Annotated in this window: 28 protein-coding genes; 17 read left to right on the top strand and 11 right to left on the bottom strand. The window is 60.9% G+C overall.

The genetic code is table 11. The features are described 5' to 3' along the window. Positions 1-180 precede the first annotated feature (180 nt). On the top strand, positions 181-480 hold the full coding sequence (locus H9642_RS00965) for a hypothetical protein (RefSeq protein ID WP_251834543.1): 300 nt from the start codon (positions 181-183) through the stop codon (positions 478-480). A gap of 96 nt (positions 481-576) precedes the next feature. On the opposite strand, the gene yrfG is transcribed toward H9642_RS00965, so the two are convergent. Then, positions 577-1,239 (bottom strand): GMP/IMP nucleotidase, encoded by a 663-nt coding sequence (gene yrfG, locus H9642_RS00960; RefSeq protein WP_251834542.1) that lies wholly within the window; start codon positions 1,237-1,239, stop codon positions 577-579. Positions 1,240-1,342: 103 nt separating this feature from the next. Here yrfG and nudE point away from each other — a divergent pair, with 103 nt between their 5' ends. Together nudE and cysQ are read left to right on the top strand one after the other, a co-directional pair. After that, positions 1,343-1,909, top strand: coding sequence for an ADP compounds hydrolase NudE (nudE, locus tag H9642_RS00955; RefSeq protein WP_251834541.1), 567 nt, complete (start codon positions 1,343-1,345; stop codon positions 1,907-1,909). After that, complete coding sequence (gene cysQ / locus H9642_RS00950; RefSeq protein WP_433962654.1) at positions 1,906-2,730, top strand: 3'(2'),5'-bisphosphate nucleotidase CysQ; 825 nt, start codon at positions 1,906-1,908, stop codon at positions 2,728-2,730. Before nudE ends, cysQ begins: the two co-directional genes overlap by 4 nt. A gap of 147 nt (positions 2,731-2,877) precedes the next feature. On the opposite strand, the gene H9642_RS00945 is transcribed toward cysQ, so the two are convergent. The 5 genes from H9642_RS00945 to H9642_RS00925 form a co-directional block, all read right to left on the bottom strand. Further along, complete coding sequence (locus tag H9642_RS00945; RefSeq protein WP_251834540.1) at positions 2,878-4,848, bottom strand: dynamin family protein; 1,971 nt, start codon at positions 4,846-4,848, stop codon at positions 2,878-2,880. Positions 4,849-5,169: 321 nt separating this feature from the next. Continuing rightward, positions 5,170-5,463 carry a DUF167 domain-containing protein gene (locus H9642_RS00940; protein ID WP_251834539.1) on the bottom strand — a complete coding sequence of 98 codons (294 nt, stop codon included), beginning with the start codon at positions 5,461-5,463 and terminating at the stop codon, positions 5,170-5,172. Further along, positions 5,463-6,056, bottom strand: coding sequence for a YggT family protein (locus H9642_RS00935; protein ID WP_251834538.1), 594 nt, complete (start codon positions 6,054-6,056; stop codon positions 5,463-5,465). Before H9642_RS00935 ends, H9642_RS00940 begins: the two co-directional genes overlap by 1 nt. A gap of 10 nt (positions 6,057-6,066) precedes the next feature. Further along, positions 6,067-6,900 (bottom strand): pyrroline-5-carboxylate reductase, encoded by an 834-nt coding sequence (gene proC, locus H9642_RS00930; RefSeq protein ID WP_251834537.1) that lies wholly within the window; start codon positions 6,898-6,900, stop codon positions 6,067-6,069. A 16-nt stretch (positions 6,901-6,916) separates the two neighbouring features. Beyond that, complete coding sequence (locus H9642_RS00925; RefSeq protein WP_251834536.1) at positions 6,917-7,606, bottom strand: YggS family pyridoxal phosphate-dependent enzyme; 690 nt, start codon at positions 7,604-7,606, stop codon at positions 6,917-6,919. Between the two features lie 70 nt (positions 7,607-7,676). Here H9642_RS00925 and H9642_RS00920 point away from each other — a divergent pair, with 70 nt between their 5' ends. From H9642_RS00920 to H9642_RS00885, 8 genes are all read left to right on the top strand, one after another. After that, the gene (locus H9642_RS00920; RefSeq protein ID WP_251834535.1) at positions 7,677-8,711 is read left to right on the top strand and encodes a type IV pilus twitching motility protein PilT; all 1,035 of its coding nucleotides are present in this window, start codon (positions 7,677-7,679) and stop codon (positions 8,709-8,711) included. Between the two features lie 27 nt (positions 8,712-8,738). Next, the gene (locus H9642_RS00915) at positions 8,739-9,887 is read left to right on the top strand and encodes a PilT/PilU family type 4a pilus ATPase (RefSeq protein ID WP_251834534.1); all 1,149 of its coding nucleotides are present in this window, start codon (positions 8,739-8,741) and stop codon (positions 9,885-9,887) included. Between the two features lie 261 nt (positions 9,888-10,148). Further along, positions 10,149-11,288, top strand: a complete 1,140-nt coding sequence (gene metX, locus H9642_RS00910) for a homoserine O-succinyltransferase MetX (protein WP_251834533.1) — start codon at positions 10,149-10,151, stop codon at positions 11,286-11,288. A gap of 9 nt (positions 11,289-11,297) precedes the next feature. Then, positions 11,298-11,918: a methionine biosynthesis protein MetW gene (gene metW / locus H9642_RS00905; protein ID WP_251834532.1), complete on the top strand. Its 621-nt coding sequence runs from the start codon at positions 11,298-11,300 to the stop codon at positions 11,916-11,918. Between the two features lie 25 nt (positions 11,919-11,943). Continuing rightward, positions 11,944-12,360 carry a DUF4426 domain-containing protein gene (locus H9642_RS00900; protein WP_251834531.1) on the top strand — a complete coding sequence of 139 codons (417 nt, stop codon included), beginning with the start codon at positions 11,944-11,946 and terminating at the stop codon, positions 12,358-12,360. Then, entirely contained in the window at positions 12,357-12,953 is a 597-nt protein-coding gene (rdgB, locus tag H9642_RS00895) for an RdgB/HAM1 family non-canonical purine NTP pyrophosphatase (RefSeq protein WP_251834530.1), read from the top strand. Before H9642_RS00900 ends, rdgB begins: the two co-directional genes overlap by 4 nt. 47 nt (positions 12,954-13,000) lie before the next feature. Further along, positions 13,001-14,164: a radical SAM family heme chaperone HemW gene (hemW, locus tag H9642_RS00890; protein WP_251835333.1), complete on the top strand. Its 1,164-nt coding sequence runs from the start codon at positions 13,001-13,003 to the stop codon at positions 14,162-14,164. 136 nt (positions 14,165-14,300) lie between these two features. Beyond that, entirely contained in the window at positions 14,301-14,624 is a 324-nt protein-coding gene (locus H9642_RS00885) for a DUF3392 domain-containing protein (RefSeq protein WP_251834529.1), read from the top strand. Positions 14,625-14,853: 229 nt separating this feature from the next. On the opposite strand, the gene H9642_RS00880 is transcribed toward H9642_RS00885, so the two are convergent. The 5 genes from H9642_RS00880 to H9642_RS00860 form a co-directional block, all read right to left on the bottom strand. Continuing rightward, positions 14,854-16,197 carry a DUF1329 domain-containing protein gene (locus tag H9642_RS00880; protein ID WP_251834528.1) on the bottom strand — a complete coding sequence of 448 codons (1,344 nt, stop codon included), beginning with the start codon at positions 16,195-16,197 and terminating at the stop codon, positions 14,854-14,856. 147 nt (positions 16,198-16,344) lie between these two features. Continuing rightward, positions 16,345-17,061, bottom strand: coding sequence for a tRNA (guanosine(46)-N7)-methyltransferase TrmB (trmB, locus tag H9642_RS00875; protein WP_251834527.1), 717 nt, complete (start codon positions 17,059-17,061; stop codon positions 16,345-16,347). Between the two features lie 75 nt (positions 17,062-17,136). Next, positions 17,137-17,928 carry a thiazole synthase gene (locus H9642_RS00870; RefSeq protein ID WP_251834526.1) on the bottom strand — a complete coding sequence of 264 codons (792 nt, stop codon included), beginning with the start codon at positions 17,926-17,928 and terminating at the stop codon, positions 17,137-17,139. Positions 17,929-17,987: 59 nt separating this feature from the next. Next, positions 17,988-18,188, bottom strand: a complete 201-nt coding sequence (gene thiS, locus H9642_RS00865; RefSeq protein WP_251834525.1) for a sulfur carrier protein ThiS — start codon at positions 18,186-18,188, stop codon at positions 17,988-17,990. Between the two features lie 82 nt (positions 18,189-18,270). Continuing rightward, positions 18,271-18,663 carry a DUF423 domain-containing protein gene (locus H9642_RS00860; protein ID WP_251834524.1) on the bottom strand — a complete coding sequence of 131 codons (393 nt, stop codon included), beginning with the start codon at positions 18,661-18,663 and terminating at the stop codon, positions 18,271-18,273. A 95-nt stretch (positions 18,664-18,758) separates the two neighbouring features. Here H9642_RS00860 and mtgA point away from each other — a divergent pair, with 95 nt between their 5' ends. The 6 genes from mtgA (at position 18,759) to H9642_RS00830 (ending at position 23,435) form a co-directional block, all read left to right on the top strand. After that, positions 18,759-19,451, top strand: coding sequence for a monofunctional biosynthetic peptidoglycan transglycosylase (mtgA, locus tag H9642_RS00855; protein WP_251834523.1), 693 nt, complete (start codon positions 18,759-18,761; stop codon positions 19,449-19,451). A 22-nt stretch (positions 19,452-19,473) separates the two neighbouring features. After that, positions 19,474-19,674, top strand: coding sequence for a hypothetical protein (locus H9642_RS00850; protein ID WP_433962653.1), 201 nt, complete (start codon positions 19,474-19,476; stop codon positions 19,672-19,674). 306 nt (positions 19,675-19,980) lie between these two features. Beyond that, positions 19,981-20,244, top strand: a complete 264-nt coding sequence (locus H9642_RS00845; RefSeq protein WP_251834522.1) for a DUF4212 domain-containing protein — start codon at positions 19,981-19,983, stop codon at positions 20,242-20,244. Between the two features lie 2 nt (positions 20,245-20,246). Next, a complete protein-coding gene (locus tag H9642_RS00840) occupies positions 20,247-21,998 on the top strand; it encodes a sodium:solute symporter family protein (RefSeq protein ID WP_251834521.1) in 1,752 nt (583 codons plus the stop codon). A gap of 208 nt (positions 21,999-22,206) precedes the next feature. Beyond that, positions 22,207-22,584 carry a hypothetical protein gene (locus H9642_RS00835; RefSeq protein ID WP_251834520.1) on the top strand — a complete coding sequence of 126 codons (378 nt, stop codon included), beginning with the start codon at positions 22,207-22,209 and terminating at the stop codon, positions 22,582-22,584. A 377-nt stretch (positions 22,585-22,961) separates the two neighbouring features. Beyond that, positions 22,962-23,435, top strand: coding sequence for a YMGG-like glycine zipper-containing protein (locus tag H9642_RS00830; RefSeq protein ID WP_251834519.1), 474 nt, complete (start codon positions 22,962-22,964; stop codon positions 23,433-23,435). Positions 23,436-23,439 lie beyond the last annotated feature (4 nt).

Here is a 23,439-nt window from a genome sequence, read left to right as displayed (position 1 = left end):
TGCTCAAAAAAACGCCATCGGCAGGGAACCCACCGATGGCCGTTGCCGGCTGCGCTTGCCGACAGCTTGTCCCCAGAGTTATCCACGCCCCCTGTGGGTAAACCGTTGTCTCTGCGGAACTCCGCGCCGCACAAATCCTCACAAGAGCGATGCTTATCTCTGTCCAACAGGAGTTCTGCGATGCGTGCCATGTCCCTGACCGCTCTTTTCATCCCGTTACTGCTCAGCGCCCCGCTCATGGCCGGCGAATGGCCCGCTGGCGCCAAAAGCCAGTTCATCAGCGAATGTCAGCGCAGCGCCACCGCGGGCACGCCACCCGCCAAGTCCGAGGCGTACTGCACCTGCGCGGCAGAGCGGGTCAGCGATGAATTCAGCGATGCAGAAATCAAGCAGCTGCAAGGCGAAAACGCACTGGATGCCGACACCCGTGAGCGTCTCGGGCGTGCGGCAAGCGCCTGCCTCAGCCACTTGAACGAATGACGCACTGACCGTTGTAACAGGCCTGACTCGGGCGTTCCCAGGCATCCCGGGCGGCCACCCGCCGGCACGTAACAGCAGCCATCAGGGCATGCCCCGTTACAAGCCGGCGATCAACGCCTGGTAGTCATCCAGCGCCGCGAATTCCTCGGTGTCCTTGGCGTCTTTGCGACTGTCCGGTTGGCGTACCGCCAGCAGCTGGGCGATGCCGTAGCGCTGCGCGCTGCGTAGCACCGGCAGGCTGTCATCGATAAACAGCGTACGCGCCGGCTCGAAGCCGAAGTCCGCTTGCAAGGCGTGCCAGAACTGCTGATCTTCCTTGGCAAAGCCATAGTCGTGGGAACTGATCAGGCGGTCGAAATACGGCGCCAGTTCTATGCGTTCCAGTTTCAGCGACAGCGAATCACGGTGCGCATTGGTAACCAGAGCCACGCGCTTGCCAGCCTGACGCAACGCCTTGAGAAAACGGTCGGCGTCTGGGCGAAGCGTAATCAGATGCGCCACTTCGTGCTTGAGTTCAAGCACCGGCAGGTGCAGTTCGGCACTCCAGAAATCCAGGCAGTACCAGCTCAACTGACCGGCGTGGCGCGCAAACAACGGCGCCAACTGCTCGTCGGCCAGGGCACGGCTGATGCCGTGCTGCTCGGCGTAACGCAGGGGCAGGTGTTCGAGCCAGAAATGATTGTCGAAATGCAGATCGAGCAGTGTGCCGTCCATATCCAGCAGCACGGTGTCGATGGCGGTCCAGGATAAAGCGGACATGAGCGAATTCCAGATGGGCGTGGCACACGAAGCCACGAGCTGTGGCGCGGTGCGGCTGAAAAAGGCGGTTATGATACCCCCACGCCCGACTTGGAGATGCCCCATGCGTGAGAAACCTACCGTTCTGGCCCGCGAGATTGTCGCGCGCAGTCGGCTATTTGCCGTCGAGGAATTGCAACTGCGCTTCAGCAACGGCGTGGAACGAACCTATGAACGGCTGGCGAGCCGGGGCAGCGGTTACGGCGCGGTGATGATCGTGGCGATGCAGGATGCCGAACACGTGGTACTGATCGAGGAATACTGCGCCGGCACCGACGATTACCAGTTGTCACTGCCCAAGGGCCTGATCGAACCCGGCGAGGACGTGCTGGTTGCCGCTGACCGCGAACTCAAGGAAGAAGCCGGCTTCGGCGCCCGGCGCCTGGAGCTGCTCACCGAGCTGTCGTTGTCGCCCGGTTACATGAGCCAGCGCATCCAAGTGGTCTTGGCCACCGACCTCTACGAGGAACGCTTGCCCGGTGACGAACCCGAGCCGATGGCGGTGAGCAAGGTCAACCTGCGCGAGTTGCTAACGCTCATCCAGCACCCGCAGTTCAGCGAAGGGCGCGCATTGGCGGCGCTGTATCTGGTTCGCGACCTGCTGGTGCAGCGCGGCGAGCTGACGCTATGAGCACGGTCGATCTAATGCAGCCGGTCATCGACCTGGTGCAGCGGGCCGGAACGGTCATCCTGCCCTACTGGCGCAGCGACGTGGCGGTGCAGGAAAAAGCCGACGCATCACCGGTGACCGCAGCCGATTTAGCCGCCCATCACCTGCTCGCCGAAGGCCTGACTGCGCTGGCCCCGGACATTCCCGTGCTCTCCGAGGAAGCCTGCGATCTTGCGCTGGCCGAACGGGCTGGCTGGACTCGCTGGTGGCTGGTGGATCCTTTGGATGGCACCAAGGAATTCATCGCGGGCAGTGAAGAATTCACCGTCAATGTGGCGTTGATCGAACGAGGCCGTGTGGTGTTCGGGGTAGTGGGCGTACCGGCCAGCGAACGCTGCTATTACGGAGGCGCCGGGCTGGGCGCTTGGCGCGTGGCGCCACAGACCGCACCGCAACCTCTCAGCGTGCGTCTGGCACCGCAGAGTGCCTTTACGGTCGTGGCCAGCCGGCGCCATTCCAGCCCCGCCCAGGAACGCTTGCTGGCCGGATTGAAGTCGTCGTTTGGCGACCTGCAACTGGCCAGCGTGGGCAGTTCACTGAAGTTCTGCCTGCTGGCCGAAGGCGAGGCCGATTGTTACCCGCGCCTGGCGCCCACGTCGCAGTGGGATACCGCGGCCGCTCAGGGCGTGCTGGAAGGGGCAGGCGGCGAAGTGCTCGATTTGCAGGGCCACACGCTGCGCTACGACGCCCGAGAGAGCTTCCTCAATCCCTCGTTCCTGGCCCTGCCCAGCGCTGCCACGTGGCGCGCAACCTTGCTGGAGCTGGCCCGCTCTATAGGTTGAGACGCAGGCTGAGAGATTCAGGATTTGCCAGGCGGCCCGCGCCGATACCCATCAGGCCAAACAACCCGATGGGTATCGCTGCGCTCAACGCCATCCTACAACGGGGACGTGCTGGCCTGCAGGCCAATAAAATCGGACCGACGAAAACTAGCCTGACTGCTGCGCCGACGGCAATGTCACCACTTTGCCGCGGCTGAGCATCGGCGCCGGACGGCGCAGGATGCGCAGCATGTCGTTGGCCTGGGACAATTGGCTGCCCAACTGCTCGGCGTAGCGCGACAGGATCTGTCCGCGCACCTGCGCCTGGTGGCTGTCCTGGCTCAAGGTGCGCAACTCCAGCAGGTGCTGCTCCAGAAGCTGTTTGCGATCGCGGTGATAATGCAACAACGGCAGCAGGGCTTCCGCGTTCCAGTGCTCGAGCGCCTCACGCATGCGCTGATGCAGATCGACCACTGCCTGCGCCAGGGTAGTGAGAAAGCGTCGGGTCAGGCTGCGCTGCTCGGTGAGCAGCGTCTTGATCTGCAGGCGGAACAGGTCCGCCTGCTCCTTGAGTTGCTGCAGCTCGCGACGGTACGGCTGCAACCTGAGGCTGGGCGCCTCGACCGCATGCAGCGGGTCTTCCTGGTTATGCCGCTCATAGATCGCCGCAACCATCTTGTTGGCCATGGCGGCTTCACGTTCGAGATGGTCCAGATCGGCATCCAGTACGCTGAAGAACGCCAGGATCGCGCGATTGATGCCCAGTGTCGTCCAACTGCTTTTCAAATGATGCTGCACCTGCTGCACATGGGCCTCCAGGCGGTGCACGTGCAGCGCGGCCCTGAGCAGTTCAGACTGGCGCTGCAACAGGCTCTGATTGGTACGCAGGCCCAGCAGCCGTTTGTGGTGCAGATCGTGCTCGACGCGCACCCGCGCGCTCAATCCGGCCAGCACTTGGGCGTTATTCCCCTTGCGTTCGCTGAGTTGGTAGTGCTGTTCCAGCACCTTGTCCAGGCGCTGTTGGAGCAGTTGCTGGCTGTTGGTAAGCAGGCCCAGTATCTGGCCCACCACCTGCCCTTCCAGCAACTGTTCCTTTTGCGCAACGATGCGTTCACACAGCAACGTTTCCAGGTCCGCCAGCCGGCTGCGTTCAAACAGCGCGACGTCGCCGCGCACCTTGGCCAGTAGGGCCTGCTTGGCCGACAGGGGCAGTACGCTGTGTTCGTCGAGGCCGAGTTGCTCGGCGGTAAGCCGGCGAATGCGCTCCACCTCGCCCGACATGTGGGCGCTACCGTCCAGATCGTCCCAGAGCACGTCGATCTTGTTGAGCACGGCAAACAGCCGCTGTGGGCGATCCTCATCGAGCTGCCCGATGTGCTGTTTCCAGATCATCATGTCGCTGGCCGTTACGCCGCTGTCGGCCGCCAGCATGAACAGCACCGCCTCGGCATTGGGCAGCATCGACAGGGTCAGTTCCGGCTCGCAGCCCAGGGCATTCAGACCCGGGGTATCCAGCACGCGCAGCCCGTTGCGCAGCAGCGGATGATCGAGGTTCACCAGCGCATGCCGCCAGGCAGGCACCAGCACATGCCGTTCTGCCTCGGCAGGCTCCAGCTGATGAGGATGGAAACCCAGCTCGATGGCCTGCATCACCGGCAACGCTTTCACCTTGGCCACCTGGCTAAAGGCCTGCGCCATGTTTTCCGGATTGGCCGGATCGAGGGTCAGGTGCAGCCAGCCCTCGGAGCTGCGTTTATGCTCCGCCACACTGAGTTCACCCAGCCGCGTCTCGATTGGCAGCAAGCGCAGATAGCCCTGTTCGGCACGGGAATCGAAAAACAGCTCGGTCGGGCACATGGTGGTACGCCCGGCCTGAGACGGCAGCATGCGCTGGCCATAGTGGGAAAAAAACAGCGCATTGATCAGCTCGGTCTTGCCGCGGGAAAACTCGCCGACAAAAGCCAGGGTGATCTGATCGCTGCGCAAGCGCAGCAGCGCGCGCTCCAGCCGCGCCAGCAAGGCGGGCGAACTGAGCCGGTTGGTCTCCAACCAGCCGCGATAACGGGTGATTTCGCGAATCAGTACCCGCTTCCAGGCGACAAAATCATCGACCTGCTGGCTGAGACGTTCCAGGCTCATGTGGCACATCCTTGTGGGAGCGAAAGGCATGCCAAGCATTATTGGTCAGCGACGGCGAACGTCCAGCGACTGGTGCACATCTGCTGCGATCAATGAGCGTTTCGCCCGCACCCGAGCGGCAAGCCCTGGCGCAAACGATCCTCACCCGGTTCGATAAAAAAACGGGCGACCGCCCAAAGGTGGTCGCCCGCGTACCATTACCGCTACGCCTTAGGCGCTACGCTTCTTGCGCTCCGACTCAACACTCAGGAAAACTCCAGCGAGTCGTCCAGCGCCCCCATACACGGTGCTTTGCGCAGCCGCCGCCGTTAGCTGCGCTGTCTAGCTATGTGGCTGCACCCCGAGCCCTTCCGGCAGCCGCTGCGGCTTGGTAATTCGCACACGCTTCTGCCGATTCAACTCGCCGCTTTCCAGGCTGACCTGGCTTTTCGCCACGCCGAAGGCCTTGGCCAGGAAGGCCATGAGGTGGGCGTTCGCCTTGCCTTCCACCGGCGGGGCGGTGAGGCGGATCTTCAAACGATCGCCGTTCAGGCCAGCAAATTCGTCCTTGCTGGCCTTGGGCTGCAAGTGACAGGCGAGGATCAGGTCCTCGCCGTCCCAGCGGTACCACTCCATTACATGAAGGGGCTGAGGATGGTCGGCATGTTGGTCATGGCCGCCAGGTTGCGGATCACCAGCATGTCGAGCAGGTTCAGCGCGATAAAAGCGAATATTGGCGAAATATCCAAACCACCGAGGCTCGGCAGAAACCGCCGGATCGGCATCAGCAGTGGCTCACAGAGCTGGTTGACCAGTTGCGCCGCCGGGTTGTGGCTGCCAGGCGCCACCCAGGACAGGATCACGCTGATGATCAGGGCGAAGAAGAAGATCTTCAAAAACAAGGCCGTGACCCCGATGACCGACCAGATCAGCACCTGCAGCAAAAAGCCGCCAATGCCGTAACCCATCAGCAGCAGGGTGACCACCATCAGCGCCAGCTGCACGAGGATGGCCAGCACCAGCGAGGCCAGGTCGACGCCGCCGAAGCCGGGAACGATGCGCCGCAGCGGCATCAGCAGCGGCGAGGTGGCGCGCACGATGAACTGGCTGAGCGGATTGTAGAAATCGGCACGCACCAGTTGCAGGATGAAACGCAGCAATACGATCAGCAGGTACAGGCTGCCCAGCGTCTGGATGACGTAGACGGCGGCGGTAGTCAGACCATTCATCAAAAACTCCTTATTGACCCAATTGTTCGGCCAGCTCGGCCGAGCGTGTCGCGGCCGCGGTAAGGGCCTGGTGTACCAAGGCCTCGAATCCACCGGCCTGGAAACTCGTTATCGCCGCTTCGGTCGTACCGTTGGGCGAGGTAACCCGGCGGCGCAACTCAGCAGCGTCGACATCACTTTCCAGCGCCATGCGCGCTGCCCCCAAAGCCGTCTGCATCGTCAGCTGGGCGGCGGTTTCGCGGGGCAGCCCGAGCTGTTCCCCCGCAGCAGTCATCGCCTCGATAAGCAGGAAGAAATACGCCGGCCCGCTGCCGGACACCGCAGTGACCGCGTCGATCTGTTGCTCAGCATCCAGCCACAACGCCACGCCCACGGCGGACAGCAGTTGTTCGGCCTGCTGACGCTGTTCGGCGGTGACCCGCGCCGTGGCGTACAGGCCGCTGACGCCCTGGCGCAGCAACGCCGGCGTGTTGGGCATGCAGCGCACTATGGCCGGGGCGGCCTCCGGCTGGGCACTCAGCCACCGCTCAAGGCTGTTACAGGGAATACCGGCGGCAATGGACACGATCAGTTGGCTGTCGCTCAGGTGCGGCGCCAATGCCTGGCACACACGCTTCATCACCTGCGGCTTGACCGCCAGGACGATGACATCGGCGCCAGCCACAGCCTCGGCATTGTCGGCGCAGATGAAGATGCCGTGTTCAGCGCTGATTTTGGCGCGCTGCTCGGCGCCTGGGTCACTGGCACGGATGCGTTCGACCGGCACGCCTTGGGCGAGCAGGCCACCGATCAGGCTAGCGGCCATGTTGCCGGCACCGATAAAGGCAATTCGGGGTTCGTTCATGGAGAGAAGTCCTTAATTAAGGGCGCGTGCCGTAGTCGCGTGCGCCAAACAGCGCAGTGCCGACGCGCACCCAGGTGGCGCCTTCGGCAATGGCGGCTTCGAGGTCGTGGCTCATGCCCATGGAAAGTGTGTCGAGATCGAAGGGTAGCGCGCTCTGCAGTTGGCGCAGGCGGGCAAACGCGGCGTGTTGTTCGCGGGGATCGTCGCTGGGTTCGGGAATTGCCATCAGCCCGCGCAGCCTGAGGTGTGGCAACTGGGCCACAGCGCTGGCCAGCGCCGGCAGCTCCTCTGGCGCACAACCGGATTTGCTCACCTCGCCGCTGACATTCACTTGCAGGCAGATATTCAAGGGGGGCAGGTGGGCCGGGCGCTGCTCGGCCAAGCGCTGGGCAATCTTCAACCGGTCGACGGAGTGCACCCAGGCGAAATGCTCAGCGATGGCGCGGGTCTTGTTCGACTGTATCGGCCCGATGAAATGCCAGGTCAGCTCCAGGTCGCCTAGTTCGGCCTGTTTGGCCAATGCTTCCTGCAGATAGTTCTCGCCGAAATCCGTCATTCCGCTGGCATGCGCTTGACGAATGGCCGCCGCTGGCTGGGTCTTGCTCACCGCCAACAGGCCAACGGCGGCTGGATCTCGATGCGCGGCTTGCGCCGCCTCACGGATCCGCGCACGAACCTTTGCAATCATCTCTTCTATCGTCGACATTACTTGCGCTCTAAAGGCCGGCCCGTCTGGGTCAGGCATTCTACCTGCTTGCTTGTGATTGGGGAGTCCCATGGATATTACCGAGCTGCTCGCCTTCAGCGCCAAACAAGGCGCGTCGGACCTGCATCTGTCGTCCGGTTTGCCGCCAATGATCCGTGTGGATGGCGACGTGCGACGCATCAACCTGCCGGCTATGGATCACAAGCAGGTGCATGCGCTGATCTACGACATCATGAACGACAAGCAGCGCAAGGACTATGAGGAATTCCTGGAGACTGACTTCTCCTTCGAGGTGCCCGGCGTGGCACGTTTCCGGGTCAACGCCTTTAACCAGAACCGGGGCCCCGGCGCGGTATTCCGGACCATTCCGTCCAAGGTTCTGACCATGGAAGACCTCGGCATGGGCGAGATCTTCAAGACCATTTCCGATGTGCCGCGCGGTCTGGTGCTGGTCACCGGCCCCACCGGCTCGGGTAAATCCACCACCCTGGCGGCAATGCTCGATTACATCAACAACCACAAATACCAGCACATCCTCACCGTCGAAGACCCCATCGAATTCGTCCACGAATCGAAAAAGTGCCTGGTTAACCAGCGCGAAGTGCACCGCGATACCCTGGGCTTCACCGAAGCGCTGCGCTCGGCATTGCGCGAAGACCCGGACATCATTCTGGTCGGTGAAATGCGCGACCTGGAAACCATTCGCCTGGCTCTGACCGCGGCGGAAACCGGCCACTTGGTGTTCGGCACCCTGCACACCACCTCGGCGGCCAAGACCATCGACCGTATCGTCGACGTGTTCCCCGCCGAGGAAAAATCCATGGTGCGCTCGATGCTGTCCGAATCGCTGCAGGCGGTGATCTCGCAGAGCCTGCTGAAGAAGATCGGCGGCGGCCGCGTGGCGGCCCACGAGATCATGATCGGCACCCCCGCCATCCGTAACCTGATCCGCGAAGACAAGGTGGCGCAGATGTACTCGGCGATCCAGACCGGCGGCTCGCTGGGCATGCAGACGCTGGATGCCTGCCTGAAAAACCTGGTGGCCAAGGGGCTGATCAGCCGCGACAGCGCCCGCGAAAAAGCCAAGAGCCCGGAAAACTTCTAAGGACTGCGCACAGGGAGTCACTGATTCATGGAATTTGAAAGCCTGCTGCGCCTAATGGTCGAAAAAGGTGCCTCCGACCTGTTCATTACTGCCGGTGTGCCGCCATCGATGAAGGTCAATGGACGCATCCTGCCAGTGACCAAGACGGCACTGTCACCCGAGATGACCCGCGAAACCGTGCACTCGGTGATGAACGAGCAGCAGCGTCGGGATTTTGCCGAGAATCACGAATGCAACTTCGCCATCAGCGCCCGCGGCATCGGGCGTTTTCGGGTCAGCGCCTTCTATCAGCGCAACCTGGCCGGCATGGTGCTGCGGCGCATCGAGACCACCATTCCGACTCTCGATGAACTGAAGCTGCCGGAAATTCTCAAGAAGCTGTCCTTGTCCAAGCGCGGGCTGGTGTTGTTCGTTGGCGCCACCGGCACCGGTAAATCCACCTCGCTGGCGGCGATGATCGGCTATCGCAACAAGAACTCCAGCGGGCACATCATTTCCATCGAAGACCCGATCGAGTACATCCACCAGCACCAGAATTGCATCGTCACCCAGCGCGAAGTCGGCATCGACACCGACTCCTTCGAGGTGGCGCTGAAAAACACCCTGCGCCAGGCCCCCGATGTGATCCTGATCGGTGAGGTGCGGACCCGCGAGACCATGGACTACGCCGTGGCCTTCGCCGAAACCGGCCACCTGTGTCTGGCCACCCTGCACGCCAACAACGCCAACCAGGCGCTGGACCGCATCATCAACTTCTTCCCCGCCGACCGTCAGCAGCAGGTGTGGATGGACCTGTCGCTGAACCTGCGTGCCATCGTCGCCCAGCAACTGGTGCCCACTCCGGACGGCAAAGGCCGCCGCGCGGTGATCGAAGTGCTGATCAACACACCGTTGGCGGCAGACCTGATCCGCAAGGGCGAGGTGCACGAACTCAAGGCGCTGATGAAACGTTCCACCGAGTTGGGCATGCAAACCTTCGACCAGGCGCTCTATGAGCTGTACACCCAGGGCGAGATCACCTACGAGGATGCCCTGGCCCACGCCGACTCGGCCAACGACCTGCGCCTGATGATCAAGCTGGGCTCGGAAACCGACAGCGAATACCTGGCTCAGACCGCGCAAAAACTGGCCCTGGCGCCCAGCGACGACGACACGCCCGGCCGGCTCTTGCGCTGAAGCCTCCCTGGAGACCAAACCACGCCATTCCCAGGTCGGCCTCGCCCGTTGCACGGTGAGGCCAGATGGGTACGCCATTTTTACGTGGCGGGTCACCAGCGTGGCCTAGCAGGCACAGTCTGGCTTCACCTTCTTTTCCATATCTGACGCCCGTATTCCGGCTCGCCACCCCGCTATCTGGACCTGCAGCCGCTTTGCTTGATGAATTACCTGGCGCCAGGCAGTAGACTTTGCGGCTTCCTTTCTGCATGAGCCGGGTCGATGTCGTCTGTCTTTCCCGAAGATTCCGTAGGGCTCGTCGAGCCTCGTACTGCGCACTTCGCTGAACCGCTGCCCCTGGCCTGTGGGCGCGAAATAGCGGACTACCAGTTGGTCTATGAGACCTACGGCGAACTGAACACCGCGCGCAGCAATGCCGTGCTGATCTGCCACGCCCTGTCCGGCCATCATCATGCGGCCGGCTATCACAGCCCCAACGACCGTCGTCCGGGCTGGTGGGACGGTTGCATCGGTCCGGGCAAGGCCATCGACACCCGCAAGTTCTTCGTGGTCAGCCTCAACAACCTGGGCGGTTGCAACGGCTCGACCGGGCCGGCCAGCCTCAATCCGGCCACCGGCAAAGTCTATGGCGCGGACTTCCCGGTGGTCACCGTGGAGGACTGGGTGCACAGCCAGGCGCGCCTGGCCGATGTCCTGGGTATCGACCAGTGGGCGGCCGTGGTGGGTGGCAGCCTGGGCGGCATGCAGGCGCTGCAATGGACCATCAGCTATCCCGAGCGGGTGCGCCATTGCCTGAGCATCGCCTCGGCGCCGCGTCTATCAGCGGAAAACATCGCCTTCAATGAGGTGGCCCGCCAGGCGATTCTGTCCGACACGGACTTCCATGGCGGCCATTTCCAGGAACTGGGCGTGGTGCCCAAGCGCGGCCTGCGCCTGGCGCGCATGGTCGGCCACATCACCTACCTGTCGGATGACGCCATGGGCGCCAAATTCGGCCGCGAGTTGAAGAGCGACCAGCTCAACTACGACTTCCACAGCGTCGAGTTCCAGGTGGAAAGTTACCTGCGCCACCAGGGCGACGAGTTCTCCACGCGCTTTGACGCCAACACTTACCTGCTGATGACCAAGGCGCTGGACTATTTCGACCCCGCCGCCGCCCATGACGGCGACCTGGCCAAGGCGCTGAGCCCGGCCCAGGCAAAATTCTGCGTGATGTCCTTCACCACCGACTGGCGTTTCTCGCCAGCGCGCTCGCGGGAGATCGTCGATGCGCTGATGGCCACGGGCAAGAACGTCAGTTACCTGGAGATCGACGCGCCCCAGGGCCACGATTCCTTCCTGCTGCCGATCCCGCGCTATCAGCACGCCTTCAGCACCTACATGAACCGCATCGCCGTTTAAGGAGTCGTCATGCGCGCCGATCTGGACATTATCCAAGACTGGATTCCCGCCGGCAGCCGGGTGCTCGACCTGGGCTGCGGCGACGGCGAGTTGCTGGCCTGGCTGTCCGAGCACAAGCAGGTGAGCGGCTACGGCCTGGAAATCGACCCGGACAATATCGCCCGCTGTATCGAACAAGGCGTCAATGTCATCGAGCAAGACCTGGACAAGGGCCTGGGCAACTTCGCCACCGGCAGCTTCGACGTAGTGGTCATGACCCAGGCGCTGCAGGCGGTGAACTACCCCGACCGTTTGCTCGACGAGATGCTGCGGGTCGGCAAGACCTGCATCGTCACCTTCCCCAACTTCGGCCACTGGCGCTGTCGCTGGTACCTGACCACCAAGGGCCGCATGCCGGTGTCGGACTTCCTGCCCTACACCTGGTACAACACGCCGAACATCCACTTCTGCACCTTCGAGGATTTCGAGAACCTGTGCCGCGAGCACCAGGCCCGTGTGCTCGATCGCCTGGCTGTGGACCGCGCGCATCGCCACGGTTGGGCCAGCCGACTGTGGCCTAATCTATTGGGTGAGATCGGTATCTACCGGCTCAGCAGCCCAGGTTTGCAGGATCACGGCATCGCTGTCTGACCGTTTGCCACTGAGGAGAGCCACCATGCGCCGCCTATTCCTTTTGTTCTTCAGCCTGTGCCTGGCCCTACCGGCCATGGCTGAACGCAAATACAGCTTTGACGATGTCGACGTGCATTACAGCGCCTTCAACTCCAGCTTCCTGCAACCGCAGATTGCCGAAGCCTCCGGCCTGACTCGCGGCAAGAATCAGGGCGTGCTGAACATCGCCGTGCAGAAGGCCGGCAAGCCGACCACCGCGACGGTCAGCGGCCAGGTGCGCAACCTGATGGGCCAGGTCAGCAACCTGAGCTTCCGCCAGGTGCGCGAAGGCGATGCCATTTACTACCTCGCGCAATTCCCGTTCAGCGATGAAACCCTGTCGTTCACCATCAACGTGCAGAGCGCCGGCGGTCCGCGCAACAGCTTCACCTTCAATCAGGAATTCTTCTCCGAACGATGAGCCTCTTTCCCGAACTGGTGCTGGCCAGCCACAACGCCGGCAAACTCAAGGAACTTCAGGCCATGCTCGGCGAGCATGTGCGCGTGCGTTCGATTGGCGAGTTTTCCAGCGTCGAGGCCGAGGAAACCGGCCTGTCGTTTATCGAGAACGCCATCCTCAAGGCCCGCCACGCGGCGCGCCTGTCCGGCCTGCCGGCATTGGCCGACGACTCGGGTCTGGCCGTCGATGCCCTCGGCGGTGCGCCGGGCATTTACTCGGCACGCTACGCCGATGGCGCTGGGGACGCCGCCAACAATGCCAAGTTGCTCGAGGCGCTCAAGGACGTGCCGGACGCCGAGCGCGGCGCGCAGTTCGTCTGTGCCCTGGCCCTGGTGCGTCACGCCGACGATCCGCTGCCGATCCTCTGTGAAGGCCTGTGGCACGGGCGCATCCTGCATGCCGCACGCGGCGAGCAGGGGTTTGGCTACGACCCGCTGTTCTGGGTGCCCGAGCGCGACTGCTCCAGCGCCGAACTGTCGCCGTCCGAGAAGAACCAGCTCAGTCACCGCGCCCGCGCCATGGCGCTGCTCAAGCAGCGGTTGGGGATTGTGTGAAAACCAAAAGCCACAAGCCGCACGCTGCAAGCACGGACAGCCCCAACCTGTCGGTTGAGGCGCTCCGCTTCGAGCTGCCGCCCTTGGCGGCCTATGTGCACATCCCCTGGTGCGTGCGCAAATGCCCGTACTGCGATTTCAACTCCCATGCCGCCGGCCCGTCGCTGCCTGAGGCTGAGTATGTGCAGGCCCTGCACGCCGACCTGCGGGCGGATCTGCCTTATGTTCAGGGCCGCAAACTCACGTCGATCTTCTTCGGCGGCGGCACCCCCAGCCTGTTTTCGCCTCAGGCGCTGGAACGCATCCTCGCTGATCTGGAACATGAGGTCGGCTTTGCCGACGGCATTGAGGTCACCCTGGAAGCCAATCCGGGCACCTTCGAGCAGGCCAAGTTCCGCGATTACCGCAGCCTGGGCATCAATCGCCTGTCGATCGGCGTGCAAAGCTTTCAGGCCGACAAGCTGCAGGCCCTGGGGCGCATCCATGACGGTGACGAAGCGGTACGCGCCGCCGACATGGCCCGCGCGGCCGGCTTCGACAATTTCAACCTCGATCTCATGCATGGCCTGCCGGGCCAAAGTATTGTGGATGCGCTGTACGACCTGGAAATCGCCATCGCCCAGCAACCGACTCACCTGTCCTGGTATCAGCTGACCGTCGAACCCAACACGGTGTTCTGGAACCAGCCGCCCGTGCTGCCCGAAGACGACATTCTCTGGGACATCCAGGAAGCCGGGCAGGCGCTGCTGGCTGCCAACGGTTACGCACAGTACGAAACCTCGGCTTACGCCCAAGCGGATCGCCAGGCGCGGCATAACCTGAATTACTGGACCTTTGGCGATTTCCTCGGCCTCGGCGCCGGCGCCCACGCCAAGCTCAGCGACCCACAGGGCCAGATCCTGCGCAGTTGGAAAACGCGCCTACCCAAGGACTATCTCGATCCGGCCAAAGCCTTCCAGGCCGGCGTCCGCCCGTTGGGCGCCGACGAGTTGCCCTTCGAGTTCCTGATGAACGTGTTGCGCCTGACCGCTGGCGTGCCGGCCGAACTGTTCACCCAACGCACTGGACTGCCATTGGCCAGCCTGAACGCGGCGCGGCACGAAGCCGAACGGCGTGGCCTGCTGCAAGCCGACCCGCAGCGTCTGGTGGCCACGCCTAAGGGCCAGCTGTTTCTCAATGATCTGCTGCAACTGTTTCTGCCGGACGCCTGATCCCCGTCTACCCCGTCGTAGTGCAACACGCCGCGGATTTGATCGACTGCGGTAAAACCTTTCCTGCTTTATTTCTTCGGGTTATAAACGCTGCCTCATCCCTCTCGATATCAGGCTTTTGAGGAGCAGTACGCGCATGGACATTGTTCTGGATCTACTCGTCACCCTGTCGCGCTGGAGTCGCGGCCATCTGAGCGAAATCGCGCTGACGCTGATGGCCACCTTGCTGGTGCTGTTAGGTCCCAGTCTGAACAGTTGGCTGCGCCGACAGATTGGCAGCCTCAACTTTTTCCTGCGCACCCTGCTGTTCATGATCTTTTGCGCGCTGGTCTATGGGTTTGGCATCGTCTTCGTTGCGCCCTGGCTGGTCAAAGGCCTGGCCCAGTTAAACAACTACAGCTTGGCGCCGGTGCTCCTGCTGGCCTTCGTCATGCTGGGGATTATCGCTGACCGTCGGTGACGGTCTTATCCAGTGGTCAGTCGGCGCGCACGACAAACATGCGGCAGCCGCCTGCTCGCCGAACGTGTTGCTGGCGATGGCGCGGTCGGTTTGTAGGGTGGATGTCGCTTTTTACATCCACCGTCTACCGTGGGCAGGACGCTTACGTGCGACACGCAGTGGTGGAAAACGTTTTGCGGTTTTCCACCCTGCGAGTGGCTAAGGCTAATCCGCGTGCAACTCGAGGCCTTCAGTTACCTTCGCGACGCAACGCCTGGGCGGTGAAGTCGCGCGGGTGGAGCCTGACGTTGAAGTCGTACATCGGCTCGTTGTTGTCCAGACCGTCGACGAAGTAGCGCTTGTCCTTGAAGTCGTACAGGGTTTCCAGCGTACTGACGAACACCGGGACTTCGTAATAATTGATCGGATGGGCTTCCTGCAGGCCAATCAGCTCGCCCTGCTTGTCGAAGAGGTCCACCACCAGGATTTGCCAGCTGTCCTCATCGATGTAGAAGCGGCGCTTGGCATAGGCGTGGCGATGTCCGGTACGCAGCGTGGCTTCCACCACCCAGACACGGTGCAGCTCGTAGCGCAGCAGGTCAGGGTTGACGGTTTTCTCACGCAATATGTCCTCGTAGGGAATACCCTGCTGATGCACCGCATAGCTGTTATAGGGCACGATCATTTCACGCTTGCCCAGCAGCTCCCACTCGTAACGGTCCGGTGCGCCATTGTAGGCATCGACCATGTCCGCCGTGGCCATGCCGTTGGTGTCAGGCTGCAGCGAGTCGTAGGCCAGGGTCGGCAGGCGGCGTACGCGACGTTCGCCACGGCTGAAGCGCCAGGCCTTGCGGATCGCCATGACCTGATCAAGAGTTTCCTCGATCACCAGCGCCGAGCCGGACAGCTGGGAGGGCGATACCACCCGGTATTTGTAATGGAACAGGGTGTTGTTCAGTTCGGCCGGCGTCATGCCTTCGCGGCCATAGTTGAAGCGGATATCGCGATCCAGTTTGAGCAACGTGTAACTGCCGTTGGCCAACACCGCCACCCGGTTGGTGACCATATGCAGCTGCTCGCCACGATAACGCAGGATATGGTTCCAGATAGCTTCCAGCCCGTTCTGCGGCAACGGGAAGGGAATGCCCGACGCAGCTCCATCCACGCCATTGCCTGCGGAGATCAACTCAACCGTTGTCGCATTTCTCTGCGTCTCGGCATAGATACGCTCTGGCACCGAAGCGCTGCGCCGCGTCGGGTAGACCCGCAGCGCATAATTCGTATTTTGCTCGAGCAGTTTCTGCAGTCCTTCTGGCAGCTGCGCCAGATGGGCCGCCATGTTGCTTTTGTCGATGACCCGCAGCACCGGATCGTCGGCAAACGGGTCCGGGTGATGCATGCCCGGCTGATACGAGGCGGGCGGCTGGGTAATCCCGCCCGTCCAGGCGGGGATGGTACCTTGGGCATTACCGGCGCGCTCCGCCCCCAGCGGGGTAAGATCTTGTCCCAGGCGCGCGGCTTGAGCAGGGGTGACTTGGGCCTGGGCGTGCATCATGCAACCGGCCATCAGCAGTATTACCACGGGTTTCAACACAGCTAACTCCCCGCGACACTCACGTGTCGCACTCCTGTAATTGGCCGAAGCCATCTCCATTGCCTGTGAGGAAAAACCAGCTCACCGGGTGGTCCCGGTTTATTGTTGTTGTTTTTTCCTTGTAGCCCTGCTGTCGCTTGCGTGGCTTCAGTCAGTGCGCTGGAACTTCAGGTCCCAGACACCATGGCCGAGTCGCTCACCCCGTCGTTCGAATTTGGTAATCGGACGCTCCTCGGGGCGCGGCACAAAGTCTTCCGCTCCGGCCAGGTTGGTATACCCCGGCGCGGCACGCATGACCTCCAGCATATGCTCGGCATACGCATGCCAATCTGTAGCCATGTGCAGCACACCACCCACCTTGAGCTTCTGGCGCACCAGCTCGGCAAAGGCCGGCTGCACGATCCGCCGCTTGTGGTGGCGTGACTTGTGCCAGGGGTCAGGGAAGAACAGCAGTACCCGGTCGAGGCTGGCGTCGGCAATACAGTCGCGCAGCACTTCCAGGGCGTCGCAACTGTATACCCGGACATTCGTCAGGTTCTGTGACAAAAGTCCGTTTAGCAGGGCGCCCACGCCCGGCCGATGTACCTCGATACCGATAAAGTCCTGTTCCGGCGCAGCGGCGGCCATCTCCAGGGTCGAATGCCCCATGCCAAAACCGATTTCCAGGGTACGTGGCGCCTGACGACCAAATACCTGGTCGAAATCCCGCAGGCCGTCAGCCAATTCCAGGCCGAACAAGGGCCAGCCCTGATCCAGCCCGCGCTGCTGGCCTTCGGTCATGCGCCCGGCGCGCATGACGAAACTCTTGATGGTGCGGCGGTGCTCCGGCTGCTCGTGCTCGGGCGCTTGGCTCTGGTCAGTCATAAAAAACCTGTGACAAATAAACGGCACGTGACGGTAGGCCCCGCCACGTGATGGTCGGCGTTTTCAGCGGCCTGATTAAATCAAACCATCCAGCGGCGAAGACGCGCTGGCATAGAGCTTTTTCGGCATGCGTCCGGCCAGCCAGGCCAGGCGACCGGCTTCGATGGCATGGCGCATGGCACGGGCCATCAGCACTGGATGCTGGGCATGGGCGATGGCGCTGTTCATCAGCACGGCCTCGCAACCCATTTCCATGGCAATGGTGGCATCCGACGCGGTTCCGACGCCGGCATCCACCAGCACCGGAACGGTGGATTCTTCGAGAATGATGCGCAGATTGTAGGGGTTGCAGATCCCCAGCCCGGTGCCGATCAACCCGGCCAGCGGCATCACCGCAACGCAGCCGATTTCGGCCAACTGACGCGCGATGATCGGATCGTCGCTGGTGTAGACCATCACCTCGAAACCATCCTTGACCAGCACTTCGGCGGCCTTGAGAGTTTCGATGACATTAGGGAACAGGGTTTTCTGGTCAGCCAACACTTCCAGCTTGATCAGCTGTTGGCCATCGAGCAGTTCGCGGGCCAGACGGCAAGTGCGCACCGCCTCCTCGGCGTTATAGCACCCAGCGGTATTGGGCAGGATGGTATAGCGCGAGGGGGAAATCACATCGAGCAGGTTCGGTTCACCCGCTGTCTGGCCAATGTTGGTGCGGCGCACCGCCACGGTGACGATTTCGGCCCCTGAAGCCTCGATGGCCACGCGGGTTTCCTCAAGGTCACGGTACTTGCCGGTGCCTACCAGCAGGCGCGACTGATACGTGCGGCCGGCCAGCACGAAGGGTTTGTCTTGGGGTGCTGCGCTCATGGGTTAGTCCTCGGTAGCGAAAAAACATCGATCATCGATTAGCGCATTACCAGCAGGACTCAACCGCCACCAATGGCATGCACCACTTCAAGTCGATCACCTTCGGCCAGAAAGGTACTGGTGTGCTGACTGCGCGGCACGATGTCCAGGTTGAGCTCCACCGCCACTCGCCGGCCGGTCAGCTCGAGCCGCGCCAGGAGATCGGCGACGGATTGGCCGTCGTTCAGCTCGTAGGGTTCGCCGTTCAACAGGATACGCATGCCGTAACGCCCACCGTCTGGAAAAGGGACGACATTCTAGCCCGATCATGGGGGCCGACCAAGCCGCGCCCCGTCGTCCGGCTTACGGCGTGGGTCGCTGCCAGGCGGCCACACCCAGGCACAACCAGCCGCAAAGAAACAGCACACCGCCCAGCGGCGTGACCAGTCCCAGGTTCAAACCGGCCAGCGTGATCAGGTACAGACTGCCGGAAAACAACAGGATTCCCAGGCTGAACAGCGCGCCAGCGGTGGCCAGCACGCCAGCGGTGGCCAGCACGCGCGAGCCAGCCTGGCGGGCCAGCAACGCGACACTCAATAACGCCAAGGCATGAATCAGCTGATACTGCACAGCGGTCTGGAACACCGCCAGGTACTGCGTGGTCAAATGGCTCTTCAAGCCATGTGCGGCAAAGGCGCCCAGCGCCACACCGGTAAAACCAAAAAATGCTGCCGCCAACAGGTAGGCTCGCCACATGGTCACACTCCCGCCGATAAAAACAGACCCGCCATAATGCCTTGCCAGTCCGTTATTTGCCTGCCACCGCAACACCTCGCCGTACCGGGCCAGCCATGATACGGGCCATGATCCGTCGTCTGCTGCAGGTCATATCGGCCCTGGTTCTGCTCAGTATTGCCCTGGTGGTGATCTTCCGCTGGGTGCCGCCGCCCGGCACCGCCCTGATGGTCGAGCAAACCGTCGACGCCTGGCTGGAAGGCAGGCAACCCCAGCTGCAGCGTCACTGGCGGCCGTGGGCTGAATTGCCGGACTCGCTGAAAGTCGCCGTGATCGCCGCCGAAGATCAAAAATTTGCCGAGCACTGGGGATTCGATTTCGATGCCATTCAAGACGCTCTGGCCCACAACCAGCGCGGCAGCTCGTTGCGCGGTGCCAGTACACTCAGCCAGCAGGTGGCCAAGAATGTGTTTCTCTGGTCGGGCCGCAACTGGGTGCGCAAGGGGCTGGAAGCCTGGTTCACCGCGCTGATCGAGGTGTTCTGGCCCAAGCAGCGCATTCTCGAGGTGTACCTCAACAGCGTTGAGTGGGGTAAAGGCGTGTTCGGTGCCGAAGCTGCCGCCCGCCATCATTTCGGCATTGGCGCGCGTCAGTTGTCAGCGCGCCAGGCCAGCCTGCTCGCCGCCACCCTGCCCAATCCTCTGCGCTGGAGCGCCGGGCAACCGACCCGCTATATCGAACAGCGCGCCCGGTGGATTCGCCAGCAGAGCTGGCAGTTGGGCGGTAGTGACTACCTGCAGCGCCTGTAAGCGCTTCGCGGCGGATGCGCTATTGGCAAACGACGCGGTACACACGCACTACCGCGTCTTGCACGCTGTCGGTCAGCCGCAACACCGCAGTCGTAGCCAGCCACCGCGCACGGGTGAAGACGCCGACCAGCCATGTGCCGAACATCGCCAACCAGGTATGGTCATGGAACATGTGCCCGCCGACAGCGGTACGGGCCCGTATTTCTACCTGTACCTGATTTGAGGGCATCTACCGCCACAAGAAGGCGGACTGGGAGGGTCCACGAACAGGGAAGCGCCGAGCTGGGCGCCACGCCATCGCACAGCCGCCAAAAAAACACTTAGCTCACTAACGTTAAGAATCCTAAAGTCGAATGGCAAACTTGTTAGGGTGCCGTATAAATCACCCAGGAAAACCACTAAAAAACCAGTGGCAATAAAAGAACGGCCCATCCGTGAAAATGGAGATTCAAGAGGAATTCCATACATAAAAACAATAACTTAAGCAATCCTAGCTAACAAAAACAATTTATCAAAGGAAAGCATAATTATGCCTAAACAAGTCACCGAAAAAGATAAGGCGTATTGGGCAACCAACCTACGCTTAATCATCATCACTATTTGCATATGGGCAACAGTCTCATACGGCTTTGGTATCTTACTGCGCCCTTTCTTAATGGGTATCCACATCGGTGGAGCTGATATGGGCTTCTGGTTTGCACAACAGGGTTCGATCTTTACTTTCCTAGCATTAATCTTCTTCTACTCCTGGAGAATGAACGCGCTAGATAAAGAATACGGCCTGGAGGAGTAAGCATGAGCCAATTCGCAGTCAACTTGATCTTTGTGCTGGGCTCCTTTGTAATCTACACCTGGATTGCAGTATGGGCCCGTGCAAAGTCAACAAGAGAGTTCTACATCGCCGGGGGTGAAGTTCACCCAGTAATGAACGGGATGGCAACAGCTGCCGACTGGCTGTCTGCTGCGTCCTTCCTTTCGGTTGCAGGCTTGATTTCAGCGGGTTACGTCAACTCTTCCTTTGTGATGGGCTGGACGGGTGGCTATGTGCTACTTGCTACTCTGCTAGCTCCTTATCTGCGTCGTTTCGGGACTTACACAGTGCCGGACTTCGTTGGGAAGCGTTACGACAGTAAGCCAGCACGTGTGGTTGCGGTTGTGTGCTTGATCATTATCTCGCTCACTTACGTAATCGGCCAGATGACCGGTGCCGGTGTTGCCTTCGCCCGCTTCCTGGAAGTGAGCGCTGACTGGGGCCTTATCCTCTCGGCTATCGTGGTGTTCTTCTACGCGGTGTTGGGTGGCATGAAGGGTGTAACTTACACTCAGGTAGCTCAGTACATTGTATTGATTCTAGCCTTCACCATTCCTGCCATTTACCTCTCGCTGATGATGACCGGGCACTTCCTGCCACAAGTAGGTTTGGTGGGTGAGCACACAGCTTCAGGTATGCCACTACTTGCAAAACTTAACCAAGTAGTAAGTGACCTTGGCTTCCAGGACTACACCGCTGACGTGTCTAACAAGTGGAACATGTTCCTGTTCACCCTGACCTTGATGGTGGGCACTGCAGGTCTGCCCCACGTCATCATCCGCTTCTTCACCGTACCCAACATTCAGGACGCACGCTGGTCGGCGGGCTGGGCACTGGTCTTCATTGCCCTGTTCTACACCACTGTGCCCGCGCTGGCAGCGATGTCGCGCCTGAACCTGCTGGAAACGGTGTTCCCAGACGGTACTGATAAGCCTGCACTGGTTTACGAAGAGCGTCCGGATTGGTTCAAAAACTGGGAAGTTACCGGCCTTCTTACCTTTAATGACAAGAACAACGATGGTCGCATCCAGTTCTACAACGATGGCACCCTGCCGACGCCCGACAAGTCCTTCGACAAGGCTGAAGAGCGTGGCTGGATGGGTAACGAGCTGACTGTAAACAACGACATCATGGTATTGGCTGTGCCAGAGATCGCCAACATGCCGGTGTGGCTGATTGGCTTGATGGCGGCGGGTGCCATTGCCGCGTCGCTGTCCACAGCGTCTGGCTTGCTACTGGCCATTTCGTCTGCACTCAGTCATGACTTGTTGAAGAATACGCTAACGCCAAATATCACCGATAAACAGGAGATGCTCTATGCGCGTCTCTCCATGACAGCGGCTATTATCGTGGCGACATGGCTGGGGCTTAATCCACCCGGCTTTGCGGCACAGACAGTGGCACTGGCATTCGGTATAGCAGCATCCTCGATCTTCCCGGTACTGATGATGGGCATCTTCTTTGCCCGCATTAACAGCAGGGGCGCGGTTGCAGGCATGTTGGCGGGTTCGCTCTTCACCATTGGCTATATCTTCACCTACCTGGGCATCTTCTTTATTCCGGGAACCAACCTCCTGGAGAATACGCCTAGCGAGTGGATACTTGGCATTTCGCCGCTGTCTGTTGGCTGTATTGGTGCAGCCATTAACTTCACCGCTGCTATCACTGTTTCTCTGCTCACAGAAAAACCATCAGAAGAAATTCAAGGCATGGTACGTCGCGTGCGCTACACATAAATCTTGAATAGTGTAAAATAGGGTTGCAAAACTTTAGTGGGCTTTCTTAGAAAGCCCACTTTTTTATCCGGAGTAATAATTAATGATATGGCACCTTTTCGCTGTTTTGATAATAGGTCTTTGCGGAGGCGCCTTCCTTCACCTGCTAAGAAAATTAAGCGGTGGCAGACTACCCAAATGGACTATCTCAGTCGGTGCTGGCTTATGCATGTTTGGCTACCACGCCTACTACGACTACAGCTGGTACGAATTTAAAGCCGGCCAACTACCCGCAGGAAGCATCGTTATTTACGAGAAACACACCACCAGTTTTTTTAAACCCTGGAGCTACATCTCCCCGGTGATCAATGCCTTTACCGCCTTTGACGGCACCTCAAAGCGCAGCGAACAAAACCATCAGATTCTGGTGGAATATTTCACTTATCACTTCCTGAAAGACCCGAGCGAGCGCCAAATCATCTTTGAGTCCGTTTTAAATTGCACCACACAAGAGCGCGCCACACACGAAAGAGGCAAGCCCGTCAGCGATACCATATTTGAAAAAGTTGATACCACAGATAAGGTTTATCAACTGGTCTGCAACTAAACCAAGCACCCCGCACCTGTCGCGGGGTTTGCGCTCCGCACTGCCTGCCTACTGGGGAAGGGACAGCGAAGACACAGACTTCGCTGTCATAGCGCAGCATTCATTGAACGAGGCTGTGGCTGCCGATGCCGCTACTGCGACCATGATGTGCGCGTTGAAGTCCCGCGCTGGATGAAAAATCAACAGCTGCGAGTTGCTCCAATGGTTGGCCAAGCTGTATCGGACCTTGCTCTCGCAAGCAAGGTTCCATGTATCTGCAACTCCTTGTAAAGACTCAGTAAAAAGCCGGTAAAGCCATGCAGCTCGTCGGCTTCCGGCTTGTGTAGAAAGCATTTGGCAGCGAGCATCGCTTCGTCATTCCGATGAGGCAACACCTGATGAAAAGACATTCCCCGATTATATTGCTGACCCTTGGCTTGTTCAGTGGCGGCGTCTTTGCCGGCAACAATACTGAATCGGCAGTCGGTGGTGCCCTGGGCGGCGTAATGGGTAGCGTGGTCGGTGGACATATCGGTGGCAGCACAGGTGCCGCGATCGGCGCAGGCGTTGGCGGTGCCGCTGGCAGCGCGGTGGGTGCCGACCGGCGCAGCCGTACCGAAGCCGCAGTGGGCGGCGGCCTGGGCGCGGCCGGCGGCAACGTGCTGGGCCAACAGGCAGGCGGTGCAAATGGCGGCTTGCTGGGTGCTGCCATTGGTGGCGCCGCGGGCGGTGCCCTGGGCAATGCCTACGGTGACGATGACCGCCGCGACTACCGGGGTGATCATCGCCGCGTGCATCATGACCGCCACAAGCACAAACACAAGCGTGGCAAGGGCCATTACAAAGAGCACTGGCATCACAAGCACCGCTAACCGC

The sequence above is a fragment of the Serpens gallinarum genome (assembly GCF_014836765.1).
Lineage (GTDB): Bacteria > Pseudomonadota > Gammaproteobacteria > Pseudomonadales > Pseudomonadaceae > Serpens > Serpens gallinarum.
The sequence above is the reverse complement of the archived record's forward strand: the minus strand, read 5'-3'. Positions and strand labels throughout refer to the sequence as shown.

Excerpts from the sequence above, each read along its gene's own strand:
- H9642_RS00965 (WP_251834543.1), top strand. The coding sequence starts at position 181 with ATGCGTGCCATGTCCCTGACCGCTCTTTTCATCCCGTTACTGCTCAGC.
- yrfG (WP_251834542.1), bottom strand. The coding sequence starts at position 1,239 with ATGTCCGCTTTATCCTGGACCGCCATCGACACCGTGCTGCTGGATATG.
- nudE (WP_251834541.1), top strand. The coding sequence starts at position 1,343 with ATGCGTGAGAAACCTACCGTTCTGGCCCGCGAGATTGTCGCGCGCAGT.
- cysQ (WP_433962654.1), top strand. The coding sequence starts at position 1,906 with ATGAGCACGGTCGATCTAATGCAGCCGGTCATCGACCTGGTGCAGCGG.
- H9642_RS00945 (WP_251834540.1), bottom strand. The coding sequence starts at position 4,848 with ATGAGCCTGGAACGTCTCAGCCAGCAGGTCGATGATTTTGTCGCCTGG.
- H9642_RS00940 (WP_251834539.1), bottom strand. The coding sequence starts at position 5,463 with ATGGAGTGGTACCGCTGGGACGGCGAGGACCTGATCCTCGCCTGTCAC.
- H9642_RS00935 (WP_251834538.1), bottom strand. The coding sequence starts at position 6,056 with ATGAATGGTCTGACTACCGCCGCCGTCTACGTCATCCAGACGCTGGGC.
- proC (WP_251834537.1), bottom strand. The coding sequence starts at position 6,900 with ATGAACGAACCCCGAATTGCCTTTATCGGTGCCGGCAACATGGCCGCT.
- H9642_RS00925 (WP_251834536.1), bottom strand. The coding sequence starts at position 7,606 with ATGTCGACGATAGAAGAGATGATTGCAAAGGTTCGTGCGCGGATCCGT.
- H9642_RS00920 (WP_251834535.1), top strand. The coding sequence starts at position 7,677 with ATGGATATTACCGAGCTGCTCGCCTTCAGCGCCAAACAAGGCGCGTCG.
- H9642_RS00915 (WP_251834534.1), top strand. The coding sequence starts at position 8,739 with ATGGAATTTGAAAGCCTGCTGCGCCTAATGGTCGAAAAAGGTGCCTCC.
- metX (WP_251834533.1), top strand. The coding sequence starts at position 10,149 with ATGTCGTCTGTCTTTCCCGAAGATTCCGTAGGGCTCGTCGAGCCTCGT.
- metW (WP_251834532.1), top strand. The coding sequence starts at position 11,298 with ATGCGCGCCGATCTGGACATTATCCAAGACTGGATTCCCGCCGGCAGC.
- H9642_RS00900 (WP_251834531.1), top strand. The coding sequence starts at position 11,944 with ATGCGCCGCCTATTCCTTTTGTTCTTCAGCCTGTGCCTGGCCCTACCG.
- rdgB (WP_251834530.1), top strand. The coding sequence starts at position 12,357 with ATGAGCCTCTTTCCCGAACTGGTGCTGGCCAGCCACAACGCCGGCAAA.
- H9642_RS00885 (WP_251834529.1), top strand. The coding sequence starts at position 14,301 with ATGGACATTGTTCTGGATCTACTCGTCACCCTGTCGCGCTGGAGTCGC.
- trmB (WP_251834527.1), bottom strand. The coding sequence starts at position 17,061 with ATGACTGACCAGAGCCAAGCGCCCGAGCACGAGCAGCCGGAGCACCGC.
- H9642_RS00870 (WP_251834526.1), bottom strand. The coding sequence starts at position 17,928 with ATGAGCGCAGCACCCCAAGACAAACCCTTCGTGCTGGCCGGCCGCACG.
- thiS (WP_251834525.1), bottom strand. The coding sequence starts at position 18,188 with ATGCGTATCCTGTTGAACGGCGAACCCTACGAGCTGAACGACGGCCAA.
- H9642_RS00860 (WP_251834524.1), bottom strand. The coding sequence starts at position 18,663 with ATGTGGCGAGCCTACCTGTTGGCGGCAGCATTTTTTGGTTTTACCGGT.
- mtgA (WP_251834523.1), top strand. The coding sequence starts at position 18,759 with ATGATACGGGCCATGATCCGTCGTCTGCTGCAGGTCATATCGGCCCTG.
- H9642_RS00845 (WP_251834522.1), top strand. The coding sequence starts at position 19,981 with ATGCCTAAACAAGTCACCGAAAAAGATAAGGCGTATTGGGCAACCAAC.
- H9642_RS00840 (WP_251834521.1), top strand. The coding sequence starts at position 20,247 with ATGAGCCAATTCGCAGTCAACTTGATCTTTGTGCTGGGCTCCTTTGTA.
- H9642_RS00835 (WP_251834520.1), top strand. The coding sequence starts at position 22,207 with ATGTTTGGCTACCACGCCTACTACGACTACAGCTGGTACGAATTTAAA.
- H9642_RS00830 (WP_251834519.1), top strand. The coding sequence starts at position 22,962 with ATGAAAAGACATTCCCCGATTATATTGCTGACCCTTGGCTTGTTCAGT.